Source organism: Halomonas faecis (assembly GCF_010993975.1).
GTDB classification, from domain to species: domain Bacteria; phylum Pseudomonadota; class Gammaproteobacteria; order Pseudomonadales; family Halomonadaceae; genus Halomonas; species Halomonas faecis.
Map to the genome: position 1 here is coordinate 125,809 of NZ_JAACZO010000001.1, position 12,563 is coordinate 138,371.

At 65.7% G+C, this 12,563-nt stretch carries 10 protein-coding genes; 8 read left to right on the forward strand and 2 right to left on the reverse strand.

Annotation, left to right across the window (positions count from 1 at the left end; translation table 11 throughout):
* Positions 1–114: 114 nt before the first annotated feature.
* Together GFD32_RS00575 and GFD32_RS00580 are read right to left on the reverse strand one after the other, a co-directional pair.
* Positions 115–1,491: an NCS1 family transporter gene (locus GFD32_RS00575; RefSeq protein ID WP_240455500.1), complete on the reverse strand. Its 1,377-nt coding sequence runs from the start codon at positions 1,489–1,491 to the stop codon at positions 115–117.
* A gap of 147 nt (positions 1,492–1,638) precedes the next feature.
* Positions 1,639–2,385: an aspartate/glutamate racemase family protein gene (locus tag GFD32_RS00580; RefSeq protein ID WP_163574260.1), complete on the reverse strand. Its 747-nt coding sequence runs from the start codon at positions 2,383–2,385 to the stop codon at positions 1,639–1,641.
* Between the two features lie 369 nt (positions 2,386–2,754).
* Between GFD32_RS00580 and puuE the strand changes: the two genes are divergently transcribed.
* The 8 genes from puuE (at position 2,755) to pyk (ending at position 12,522) form a co-directional block, all read left to right on the forward strand.
* Positions 2,755–3,711, forward strand: coding sequence for an allantoinase PuuE (gene puuE, locus GFD32_RS00585; RefSeq protein WP_163574263.1), 957 nt, complete (start codon positions 2,755–2,757; stop codon positions 3,709–3,711).
* A gap of 241 nt (positions 3,712–3,952) precedes the next feature.
* Positions 3,953–4,777 carry a bifunctional allantoicase/(S)-ureidoglycine aminohydrolase gene (locus tag GFD32_RS00590; RefSeq protein ID WP_163574265.1) on the forward strand — a complete coding sequence of 275 codons (825 nt, stop codon included), beginning with the start codon at positions 3,953–3,955 and terminating at the stop codon, positions 4,775–4,777.
* 358 nt (positions 4,778–5,135) lie between these two features.
* Positions 5,136–5,624 carry an ureidoglycolate lyase gene (locus tag GFD32_RS00595; RefSeq protein WP_163574267.1) on the forward strand — a complete coding sequence of 163 codons (489 nt, stop codon included), beginning with the start codon at positions 5,136–5,138 and terminating at the stop codon, positions 5,622–5,624.
* A gap of 211 nt (positions 5,625–5,835) precedes the next feature.
* Positions 5,836–7,611: a glyoxylate carboligase gene (gene gcl, locus GFD32_RS00600; protein ID WP_163574268.1), complete on the forward strand. Its 1,776-nt coding sequence runs from the start codon at positions 5,836–5,838 to the stop codon at positions 7,609–7,611.
* A gap of 173 nt (positions 7,612–7,784) precedes the next feature.
* Positions 7,785–8,561, forward strand: coding sequence for a hydroxypyruvate isomerase (gene hyi, locus GFD32_RS00605; protein WP_163574270.1), 777 nt, complete (start codon positions 7,785–7,787; stop codon positions 8,559–8,561).
* A 202-nt stretch (positions 8,562–8,763) separates the two neighbouring features.
* Positions 8,764–9,651 (forward strand): 2-hydroxy-3-oxopropionate reductase, encoded by an 888-nt coding sequence (locus GFD32_RS00610; protein WP_163574273.1) that lies wholly within the window; start codon positions 8,764–8,766, stop codon positions 9,649–9,651.
* Between the two features lie 76 nt (positions 9,652–9,727).
* On the forward strand, positions 9,728–11,038 hold the full coding sequence (locus GFD32_RS00615; protein ID WP_163574276.1) for a glycerate kinase type-2 family protein: 1,311 nt from the start codon (positions 9,728–9,730) through the stop codon (positions 11,036–11,038).
* Positions 11,035–12,522 carry a pyruvate kinase gene (gene pyk, locus GFD32_RS00620; RefSeq protein ID WP_163574278.1) on the forward strand — a complete coding sequence of 496 codons (1,488 nt, stop codon included), beginning with the start codon at positions 11,035–11,037 and terminating at the stop codon, positions 12,520–12,522. Before GFD32_RS00615 ends, pyk begins: the two co-directional genes overlap by 4 nt.
* Positions 12,523–12,563: the final 41 nt, after the last annotated feature.

Below are 12,563 nucleotides of genomic sequence, written 5' to 3' on the forward strand. Positions count from 1 at the left end.
TGTCTGACATTTTGGCAAACCCAATACGAAGACCCCGGGCATCGGCCCGGGGTCGCATCACTGTCGTCGTTGTGGGTGTAGCCGCCGTCCGTCCGGTCGGACGGCGGGCCTGGATCACTGGCAGAAGCGCTGGCAGGGCGCCCAATGCTTCATCAGCAGGTAATAGGTGAGGCCGGCCGGGATCAGGCTGGCGTACCAGGAGACGGCGGAAAAGGCGAGGGCGGCGACGATGCCCACGCCGGTGGCGATCACCGCGGCGAGATTGACGCCCTGGTAGGGGCCGGTGGCGTCGTAGAGCTTGTCGAGATCCAGGGTGCGGCGGCGGATGACGTAGTAGTCGACCACCAGTACGGCGAAGATCGGGCCGAGGAAGGCGGAGTAGGTCTGCACGAAGAGCTGCAGGCCCGCTGCGGATTCCGGCTGCACCAGCTTCCAGGGGAAGGTGGCGAAGGCCAGCAGACCGACGATCACGGTGGCGACCGGATACTTCATCTTGAACACGTCCATCAGCACGTAGGTCGGTGGCACCACGTTGTTGAGCACGTTGGTGGTCACCTGGGCGAAGGCGATGAACAGCAGGGTGGTCATCAGCAGCGGCGTGTTGTCCACGGCGTTGGCGAACACCTGGATCGGGTCCGCGGTGCCGGTGGCCTCGGAGACCATGAAGCCGATCAGCCCCATGAACAGCGTGCAGGGCAAAATCGACATGGCGTAGATGGTGGTCAGCAGCCCCGGCCCGGTGCCGTGCTTGTGCTCGCGGGAGTAGTCGCTGACGTTGAGCATCATGGTGCTGTAGATGCCCAAAAAGAGCATGGTGGCGCCCCAGAACGGCATGCCCCAGGAGCCTTCCATGGTCAGCAGGCTCGCCGAGAGCTCGTCGCCGTAGCGCTGCACCGTGGCGTAGAACATGTAGACCAGCGAGGCGAGGATGAAGGCGCTGCCGATGTTCTCCAGCCACTTGATGCCCTGGAAGCCCGTCACCGACAGACCGATCTGGAGCAGTTGGAAACTGATGAAGTAGAACACCAGGTTGTCGAAGCCGAACAGGGTGGCGGAAACCATGTTCAAGGCGCCAGCGCCGATCCAACTCTGGAAACCATACCAGACGATGGCTGGCACGGCGCGCACCAGCCCCGGAATCCGCGTGCCGGCGAAGCCGAAGGCGCTGCGCGTCTGGACCATGAAGGGAATGCCGTACTTGTAGCCGGCGGCACCGTTGATGGCGAGCGCGATGCCGATGACGAAACAGCCGATGGCGATGGCCAGGGTGGCCTGGATCAGGTTCAGCGTGCCCACCACGCTGGAGCCCATGGCGAAGGTGCCGATGGACACGCAACCGCCGAACCAGGCCAGGAAGTAGGAGGGGCGCCCCATGATGCGGGTTTGTTGGGGCGCCAGGCTTTCGTCGCCGGGTGCCTTGGTGATGCCGGCTTGGCCGGCAGCGTGAGCGGCCGGCTCGGCGGCCGTGTCGTGGGTAGTGGGGGTGGTCATGTCGGAGACCTCGCACGTCGTTGCTGGATGTTGTGGTTATGCGCCGAAGCGTGGCTTCGGTTGCTGGTGCGGCGTGGCGTGTTCGCGGGGCGGTTGTGGTTGTCGTGGCAGGGCGCCGGACGGCGCGCTGAGGTCGTGCAAACGTCGTCAGCGGAGTGCCGACGAGTTGGCATAGTGTTCGAAATGGCCGGTGAAGGCCTTGGGACGGGGAAAGGCCAAATCGCCGTGCTTGCTGGTGCTTAGCCCCAGGCCGACCAGCGCCTCGGCCAGCTTGATGGCGGCGGTGACGCCTTCCACCACGGGTAGGCCCACGGCGTCGCTGATCTCGCCGGTCAGTTTCGCCATGCCGCCGCAACCGAGGACGATGGCGCCGATGCCGTCCTCGTCTCGGGCGCGGCGGCTCTCGTCGATGATGCGTCCAAGGGCGGCGTCGCCACTCTCCTCCAGATCGAGCACCGGGATCTCCGCGGCACGCACCCGCCGACAGTGGTGGGTGAAGCCGTATTGCGCCAGCAGGTGCTCGGCGATGATGCCGGTACGCCCCAGGGTGGTGACGATGGAGAAGCGGGTGCTGATCAGGGTCGCCATGTGGAAGGCCGCCTCGGCGATGCCGATCACTGGCGCGCGGGTCAGTTCGCGTGCGGCCAGCAGCCCCGGGTCGCCAAAGCAGGCGATCACGTAGGCGTCCGTTTCCTCGCGCTCGCCCTCGATGATCTCATCGATCACTCCCACTGCTGCGACCGCTTCGTCGAAGTGGCTCTCGATGGAGGCCGGGCCGCTGTCCGGCTGAGTGGCGATGATCCGTGTGCCGGGGGCGGCGATGCTCTGAGCGGCCTCTCCCATGGCTGCGGTCATGGCGTGAGTGGTGTTGGGATTGATGACCCGAATTCGCATGGCAAGGGCTCTCGGTTCTTTGTGGACAAGGATTCGATGTTTTTGTACACAAAGATAGAGTGCCGATCTCTGGAGTGCAAGGACGTTTTTTCAGGGCTTCGTCATCAGTTTTTTGACAAATGAAAACAGTGGGTTGGAGTTCTAGCGAGCGCTTGCCGAATGGAGCTCTCGTCGCGTGCTGCCGCTGCCGGGCCGGCGCGTGCGGCCGACCGTGCGTGACGGCAGCTCGGTCGGGTGATGGCTGGGTGGGGCGGGAACATCGGGGGGTCTTGCAATGCATCGGGAGGCGGCATAGCGTGTATTGTATACACAAACTGTCGTGTCGCTTCCCGAGAGCGGCACGAGTCAACAACAATCTGGATCGTCGCCATGTCGTCTTCTTCGTCCGTCTTTCCCGTTCCCAGTGACTATCCCCGCGACCTGATCGGCTACGGCCGTACGCCACCCTATGCCAACTGGCCCGGCAATGCCCGCATCGCCGTGCAGTTCGTGCTCAACTACGAGGAGGGGGGCGAGAACTGCGTGCTGCACGGTGATGCCGGCTCCGAGCAGTTCCTCTCCGAGATCATCGGCGCGCCGGCCTTTCCCGACCGTCACTTGAGCATGGAGTCGATCTACGAGTACGGCTCGCGGGCGGGGGTGTGGCGCATCCTGCGCGAATTCGAGCGCCGCGGCCTGCCGCTCACCGTGTTCGGCGTGGCCATGGCGCTGGAGCGCCACCCCGAGGTGGCCCACGCCTTCCAGGAACTGGGCCATGAGGTCGCCTGCCACGGTTATCGCTGGATCCACTATCAGGAGGTCCCGGAGGCAATCGAGCGCGAGCATCTGCAGAAGGCCATGGCGATCTTCCAGCGCCTCTACGGCGAGAAGCCGCTGGGCTGGTACACCGGCCGCGACAGCCCCAACACCCGCCGGCTGGTGCTCGACGAGGGCGGCTTCCTCTACGACAGCGACTACTACGGCGACGACCTGCCGTTCTGGACGCGCGCGACGGACAGCCAGGGCCGGGCACACGACCACCTGATCGTGCCCTATACCCTGGACAGCAACGACATGCGCTTCGCCGCGCCGCAGGGCTTCAATACCGCCGAGCACTTCTTCACCTATCTACGCGATGCCTTCGACGTGCTCTATGAAGAGGGTGAGGAGACGCCCAAGATGCTCTCGGTAGGCATGCACTGCCGCCTGCTCGGTCGCCCCGGCCGCTTCCGCGCCCTGCAGCGCTTCCTCGACCACATCGAGGCTCACGACCGGGTGTGGGTGGCGCGGCGCGTCGATATCGCGCGGCACTGGGTGGAGCATCACCCGGTAACCACTGATCGATGACATCGTTCGAATGATTCGACCTGGCTGGCAGCCTAGGGTCGTCGGGGAATAGGCCGTTACCCGCGGCGAGAGGCGCCGGGGGCAGGGCGAAGAGGGGGTCCGATGCCAGGGATGGCATCGGTAGCGCCCAGGGAAGGGTTCACAGCGCCCCCTCGTAGCCCTGTCGCCGGAACAGCCTCGAACGCTACCGACCTCAGCAAAGCCGTATCCTTGGTCAATAACGCTTTTTGCAGGACACATCATGAGCCAACGCACCTACTACGCCCCCCACGGCGGCCACCCGCCCCAGACTCAGCTGCTCTCCGACCGGGCGGTGTTCACCGAGGCCTACGCCGTCATTCCCAAGGGAGTGATGCGCGACATCGTCACCAGCAACCTGCCGTTCTGGGAGGCCACCCGCCTGTGGGTGCTGGCGCGCCCGCTCTCCGGCTTCGCCGAGACCTTCTCCCAGTACATCATGGAGGTCGGCCCCGATGGCGGCAGCGAACGCCCCGAGCTCGACTCCGCTGCCGAGGGCGTGCTTTTCGTGGTGGAAGGCGAGATGACCCTGACCGTCGGCGGTGAGCGCCACCGCATGGTGCCTGGCGGCTACGCCTTCCTGCCGCCGGGCAGCGACTGGCAGCTGCGCAACGAGTCCGGCGCCCCGGTGCGCTTCCACTGGGTGCGCAAGGCCTACGAGTTCGTCGAGGGCATCGCGGTGCCGGAAGCGTTCGTGGTCAACGAGAATGACATCGCACCCAACGAGATGCCGGACACCGAGGGACGCTGGGCCACCACGCGCTTCGTCGACCCGGAAGACGTGCGTCACGACATGCACGTCAACATCGTCACCTTCCAGCCCGGGGCAGTGATTCCCTTCGACGAGACCCACGTCATGGAGCACGGCCTCTACGTGCTGGAAGGGAAGGCGGTCTACCACCTGAACCAGGACTGGGTCGAGGTCGAGGCCGGCGATTTCATGTGGCTGCGCGCCTTCTGCCCCCAGGCCTGCTACGCCGGCGGCCCGGGGCCGTTCCGTTATTTGCTGTACAAGGACGTGAACCGCCACGCGGCGCTGCGGCTGTGAAAACTGGCTGCGCTCGGTCATGCGGCGTTGAAAATCGTCTTAAAATGCTCATTTACACTAGTAAACTCCGCTTTTTCGACGATTTTCGCCTTGCCTGACCTTCGCTCGCCGAGTTTTCCGAATCTAAGCGGCCTAGGGGCGCCGGGGACAGGCCTGGAGGGGGTCCGATGCCATGGGTGAGAAGCACTGCTTCGAACGGGCTGGCCATGGATGGCCAGCACCGGTCCTGCAAGCGGAGCAGGACGCGAGAGCGAAGCAGGGCATCGGTAGCGCCCAGGGAGGGGTTCTCAGCGCCCCCGAACAGGCCTGTCGCCGGATCAGCCCCGAGTAGAGGGGCAGTCTTGTTCAGGAGATCGATATGCTGGAACTGAAAGCCGCGCCGCTGACGCCGGAGGCCTTCGCCCCCTTCGGCGACGTCATCGACACGCGTATCGCCGACTATTTTCACATCAACGCCGGACGTACCCGGCGCTACCACGACCTGGCCAGGGTCGAGACCCTGGGCGAAGGGGCTCGCACGCTGATCAGCCTTTTCGTCAGCCGGCCGGTGACGCTGCCCCTCGAACTCGACTTCCTCGAGCGTCATCCGCTGGGCAGCCAGGCCTTCATGCCGCTCCATGAGGAAAGGTTCGTGATCGTTGTCGCGCCACCAGGCGACAGCATCGACCCGAGCGAGGTGCGCGCCTTCGTTACCGATGGCCGCCAGGGGGTCAACTACCGCACCGGGACCTGGCATGCCATTCAGTCGGTGCTGGAGCGCGAGGGCGAGTTCCTGGTCGTCGACCGCGGCGGCGAGGGCCATAACTGTGACGAGCATCCACTCGCGGTCCGTGTGACCCTGGAGTGAGCCCGCGAGAGGATTTCCTCTGAGCTTCATTCGATGCCCAGGCAGTTGATAGAGCCTGGGTTTTTTGTGGATCTTCAGTAATGTGAAAATATTTTCCATAAAAAATTGACAGCCAGGCGGTGGCTGTCTAGCTTCGTATACAGAAAAGGATTCAGAAATAATTTCCACAATCTGGTTCCCAATAACAACACCACTCACGGGAGGATCCGTCATGGCTCGCATGACCGCTGCCGAAGCTGCCGTTCACGTGCTGCGCAAGGAAGGCATCGATGTCGCCTTCGGCGTGCCCGGCGCCGCCATCAACCCCTTCTATGCCGCATTGCGAAAGCTCGGTGGCATCGACCATGTCCTGGCGCGCCACGTCGAGGGCGCCTCGCACATGGCCGAGGGCTATACCCGTACCCAGGCCGGCAACATCGGCGTGTGCATCGGCACCTCCGGCCCTGCCGGCACCGATATGATCACCGGGCTCTATTCGGCCAGCGCCGATTCCATTCCCATCCTGTGCATCACCGGCCAGGCACCGCGCGCCAGGTTGCACAAGGAGGACTTCCAGGCGGTGGACATCCAGGCCATCGCGGGTCCGGTGACCAAGTGGGCGATCACCGTGCTCGAGCCCGCACAGGTGCCGCGCGCCTTCCAGCACGCCTTCCAACTGATGCGTTCCTCGCGGCCGGGCCCGGTGCTGATCGACCTGCCCATCGACGTGCAGATGAGCGAGATCGAGTTCGACCCCGACACCTACGATCCACTGCCCGTCTACAAGCCGGCCGCCAGCCGTGCCCAGGCGGAAAAGGCCATTGCCATGCTCCAGGCGGCCGAGCGGCCGCTGATCGTCGCCGGGGGCGGCATCATCAACGCCGACGCCAGCGATCGGCTGGTCGCGTTCGCCGAGCTCACCGGCGTGCCGGTGATCCCCACCCTGATGGGCTGGGGCAGCATTCCTGACGACCATCCACTGATGGCCGGCATGGTGGGGCTGCAGACCGCACACCGCTACGGCAACGCCACGTTGCTGGAATCCGACTTCGTGATGGGCATCGGCAACCGCTGGGCCAACCGCCATACGGGCAGCCTCGAGACCTATACCCAGGGACGCACCTTCGTGCACGTGGACATCGAGCCGACCCAGATCGGGCGCATCTTCGACCCCGACTACGGCATCGTCTCCGACGCCAAGGCGGCACTCGAGCTGTTCGTCGAGGTGGCCCGCGAGTGGCAAGCAGAAGGCAAGCTCAAGGATCGCAGCGCCTGGGCCGAGGCGTGTCAGGAACGCAAGCGCACCCTGCTGCGCAAGACCCACTTCGACGACGTGCCGGTCAAGCCACAGCGGGTTTACGAGGAGATGAACAGGGCGTTCGGCAGGAATACCCGCTACGTCAGCACCATCGGCCTGTCGCAGATCGCTGGGGCCCAGTTCCTGCACGTCTACAAGCCGCGCCACTGGATCAACTGCGGCCAGGCCGGGCCGCTGGGCTGGACCATTCCCGCGGCGCTGGGCGTACGGCGGGCCGACCCGGAGGCCGAGGTGGTGGCGCTTTCCGGCGACTACGACTTCCAGTTTATGGTGGAGGAGCTGGCGGCGGGGGCGCAGTTCAAGCTGCCCTGGATCCACGTCCTGGTGAACAACGCCTACCTGGGGCTGATCCGCCAGGCGCAGCGCGGCTTCGACATGGATTACCAAGTGCAACTCTCCTTCGAGAACGTCAACTGCTCGGCGATCGACGAGTATGGCGTCGACCATGTCTCCGTGGTGGAAGGCCTGGGCTGCAAAGCGCTACGCGTCACCCGGCCGGAGGACATTGGCCCGGCCTTCGAGCAGGCGCGGTCGCTGATGGCCGAGTATCGGGTGCCGGTGGTGGTCGAGATCATCCTCGAGCGGGTGACCGACATTGCCATGGGCACCGACCTGGACGGCATCACCGAGTTCGAGGCGTTGGCCGAGAACGTCGAGGATGCGCCCACCTCCATCGCTCAACAGACCTAGGAGACCCTGCGATTCATCACCGTTTCGATTGATTGCCAGGACGCGCCGAGAGGCGCCGGTGACAGGGCGTAGAGGAGGTCCTTCGCCATGGATGGCGAAGGTAGCGCCCAGGGAGGGGTTCACAGCGCCTCACAGCACAGTGCGAGTCCTGGTCACGACCCAAGGAGACGACCATGCCCAAGTTCGCCGCCAACCTCAGCATGCTGTTCACCGAAGTGGAGTTCCTCGACCGCTTCGCGGCCGCCTCCCGGGCCGGCTTCCAGGGGGTGGAGTACCTCTTCCCCTATGACTATCCGGCCGAGGAGATCAAGCGGCGCCTGGACGACAACGGCCTGACCCAGGTGCTCTTCAACCTACCGGGGGGCGACTGGGCCGCCGGCGAGCGCGGCATCGCCTGCCACCCGGATCGCGTGGCGGAGTTCTGCGCCGGCGTCGACCGCGCCATCGACTACGCCAAGTTGCTGGGCAACACCCAGGTCAACTGCCTGGCCGGCATCCAGCCCGCCGGCGTCGGCGCCGCCGAGGCCCGCCGCACGCTGGTCGACAACCTGCGCTATGCTGCCGACAGGCTCGAGACAGCGGGCATTCGGCTGCTCGCCGAGCCGATCAATACTCGCGACATCCCCGGTTTCTTCCTCGATCGCACCGAGCAGGCGCTGGCGCTGTTCGACGAGGTGGGAAGCGACAACCTGAAGCTGCAGTACGACATCTATCACATGCAGATCATGGAGGGCGATATCGCGCCGACCATCGAGAGGCACATCGATCGCATCGCGCATGTGCAGCTCGCCGACAACCCGGGACGCCACGAGCCGGGCACCGGCGAGATCAACTATCCTTTTCTGTTCGACCATCTCGATCGGCTGGGTTATGCCGGCTGGGTCGGCTGCGAGTACAAGCCGGCTACCACGACCGAAGAGGGGCTGGGCTGGCTGGATAGCGTCCGCTGATTGGGGGGCGGTCCCCAGCAGCGATGAGCTGTTCCGGCGGCAAGCCTTCGCGAGGGCGCTGTGAACCCATCCCTGGGCGCTACATTTGCCATCCCTGGCAAATGACCCTCGCTTCGACTTGCCCCCGGCGCTCATCTCTCGAGTCGCTGGAAAGCGTGCGCTAACTCAGAATGCACAATGACAAGCTGAAAGGAGAAGCATCATGAGCAAGATCGGATTCATTGGCCTGGGCATCATGGGCCGCCCCATGGCGGGCCATCTGTTGGACGCCGGCCACGAACTCGTCACCGTCGAGCGCAGCCAGCCGTTGGCCAGCGAGCTGGCCGACAAGGGCATGCAGACGCTCGCCCATCCCAAGGCGGTGGCCGAGGCGTCCGAAGTGATCATCACCATGGTGCCGGATACCCCGGACGTGGAGCGGGTGCTGTTCGGCGAGAACGGCGTCGTCGAGGGGCTGCAGCCGGACACCCTGGTGATCGACATGAGCTCCATTGCGCCCGTACCGACCCGCGAATTCGCCAGACGCATCGTCGAGGCCGGCGGCGAGTACGTCGATGCGCCGGTCTCCGGCGGCGAGGGCGGCGCCATCAATGCGGCTCTGACCATCATGGTGGGGGCCACCGACCACGGCTTCGAGCGTGCCCGCCCGATTCTCGAAGTGATGGGCAAGACCATCACTCACATCGGCGGCCACGGCGACGGCCAGACCTGCAAAGTGGCCAACCAGATCGTGGTGGCGCTGACCATCGAGGCGGTGGCCGAAGGGCTGCTGTTCGCCTCCAAGGCCGGCGCCGACGTGGTCAAGGTGCGCGAATCGCTGCTCGGCGGCCTGGCTCAGTCGAAGATTCTCGACGTGCACGGCGAGCGCATGATCCAGCGTACCTTCGACCCGGGCTTCAAGATCCAGCTGCACCAGAAGGACCTCAACCTGGCCCTGGAAGGGGCGCGCAGCCTCGATCTGGCGCTGCCCGGTACCGCCAATGCCCAGCAGCTGTTCCAGGCCTGCGTGGCTCATGGCGGCGCCGACTGGGACCATTCCGGCATCCTGCGCGCGCTGGAGGAGCTAGCCAACCACGAGCTGGGAGGGTAGAGCGCTGGACTTGCCAGTGCCGAACCGTCCATCATCGGACTTCCGTTCCCGGCCATCTGCAAGGAGTGTTTCACTGATGAGCGAACTTCCTTCCCTGCCGGAACTGGATTCGGCGGCGGACGTCGCTGCCTGGCTCCGCCAGCTGGCCGACATGGCCGTGGCCGCGGTGCATCCCGACACGCTGGTGGCCGACCAGTTGCCCGACCCGCCGCCGGGGCGCACCGTGGTGGTCGGGGCCGGCAAGGCGGCGGCCGCCATGGCCGCGGCGCTGGAGCGCGCCTGGCAGGCACGCTGCCCCGAGGCGCCGCTCTCCGGCCTGGTGGTCACTCGCTACGGCCATGGCGCCGATTGCGGGTGCATCGAGGTGCTGGAAGCCTCTCATCCCATGCCCGACGACCTGGGCGAGAAGGCTGCGCAGCGAATGCTCGAGGCCGTCGGGAGCCTCTCCGAGGGCGACCGCGTGATCGCGCTGATCTCCGGCGGAGGCTCGGCGTTGATGACGCTGCCGGCGCCGGGAATCTCCCTGGCCGACAAGCAGGCGCTGAACCGTGAGCTGCTGCGCTGCGGGGCGCCGATTCGGGACATCAATACCGTGCGCCGCCACCTCTCGGCCATCAAGGGTGGGCGGCTCGCCGCCGCGGCCCATCCCGCCCAGGTGATCACCTGGCTGATCTCCGACGTGCCGGGCGACGAGCCCTCGCTGGTCGCTTCCGGTCCGACGCTGCCCGATGCCACCACGCCGACGGATGCCCTGGCGGTGCTCGAACGGTACGCCATCGCGATACCCGAGACGGTGCATCGCCACCTGAGCGGCGATCATACGGCACCGGCACCCACGGATGCCGCCTTCGCCCGTGACGAGACGGTGCTGCTCGCCCGTGCCGCCGACGCGCTCGAGGCAGCACGCCGTGCCGCCGAGGCCGCCGGCGTGACGGTGCGCGTGCTGGGCGACGACCTGGAAGGCGAGGCCCGGGAGCTGGGGCGTGAGCAGGGGCGCCAGGCACTTGCCGCTCAGCCGGAAATCCGCAGGCCGCTGCTGCTGGTCTCCGGCGGCGAGACCAGTGTCACCGTGGCCGGTGATGGGCGCGGCGGGCGTAACGTGGAGTACCTGCTGGGTCTGTTCGAGGCGCTACAGGGAGCGCCGGGCATCCATGCGCTGGCCATCGACACCGATGGCATCGACGGCTCGGAGGACAATGCCGGAGCGTCGTTCTCTCCACCGGATTTCCAGCGAGCCCGCGAGCTGGGTCTCGAGCCGCTCGATTTCCTGTCGCGCAACGATGCCTATACTTTCTTCCAAGCGTTGGGCAGGCTGATCGTCACCGGCCCGACCCGAACCAACGTCAACGATTTTCGTGCCATTCTGCTGTTACCGAGGACACCATGAACCATCCCCCCCACGCCCCCATTCACGAGCCCATTCGTCGTACCAAGATCGTTGCCACCCTGGGACCGGCCAGCGACCGCGAGGGCGTTCTGGAGGCGATGCTTCGCACCGGTGTCGACGTGGTGCGCCTCAATTTCTCCCACGGTTCGCCCGACGATCATCGCCGACGCTTGACCCAGGTACGCGAGATCGCCGCTCGACTCGGCCGCAGCGTCGCCGCCCTGGGCGATCTGCAGGGCCCCAAGATCCGCATCGCCCGCTTCCGCGACGGGCCCATCGAGCTGGAAGAAGGCCAGCCCTTCATCCTCGACATGGCGCTGGGCAGCGAGGATGGCGATGCCGAACGCGTGGGCTGCGACTACCAGCAGTTGATCGACGACGTCAGTGCCGGCGACCGCCTGCTGCTCGACGACGGCCGGGTGGTGCTGGACGTGAGCCGAGTGGCGGGACGTGAAATCCATACCACCGTGACGGTGGGCGGTTCGCTTTCCAACAACAAGGGCATCAACAAGCAGGGCGGTGGGCTCTCCGCTCCGGCGCTCACCGACAAGGATCGCGCCGATCTGGCCACCGCCATGGATATCGGCGTCGACTACCTGGCGGTATCGTTTCCACGCAGCGCCGCGGACATGCAGGAAGCGCGCCGCCTGCTCGGCGAGGCGGGAGGAGACATCGGCCTGGTGGCCAAGCTCGAGCGTGCCGAGGCAGTGGCCGATGAGGCCACTTTGGATGGCATCATCAAGGCCAGCGAGGCGGTGATGGTGGCGCGCGGCGACCTGGGCGTGGAGATCGGCGACGAGGCGCTGATCGGTACCCAGAAGCGCATCATCAAGCGCGCTCGCTCGCTCAATCGAGCGGTGATCACCGCCACGCAGATGATGGAGTCGATGATCGAGTCACCCCTGCCCACTCGTGCCGAGGTGTTCGATGTCGCCAACGCCGTGCTCGACGGTACCGATGCAGTCATGCTGTCCGCGGAAACCGCGGCCGGCGACTTTCCCGTGGAGACCATCGAGGCCATGGATCGCGTCTGCCTGGGCGCCGAGCGCGAGCGTATCGCCCAGGAATCCGGCCACCGCATCCACGAGGGCTTTTCGCAGATCGACGAGACCATTGCGCTTTCCGCCATGTACGCCGCCAACCATCTGGAAGGGGTGGCGGCCATCGCCTGTATGACCGCCTCCGGCTACACGCCGTTGATCGCTTCGCGGATTCGTTCGGGGCTGCCCATCGTCGGCCTGGCGCACAGCGCCATCGCCCAGCGGCGCATGGCGCTCTACCGGGGCGTGGTATCGCTGCCTTTCGACACCAGCGAGATGACCGCCGACGAACTCAACGATCAGGCGCTGGCACGACTGGTGGCCCATGGCATCGCCGAGCCGGGCGATCACGTCATCCTTACCCGCGGCGATCACATGAATGCCCATGGCGGCACCAATACGATGAAGATTCTCGATATTGGCGAGCAGCACCGCATGCGCTGAGGTCTTGTATACAATATTGGCGTCGGCCGTGGCCAGCTGCC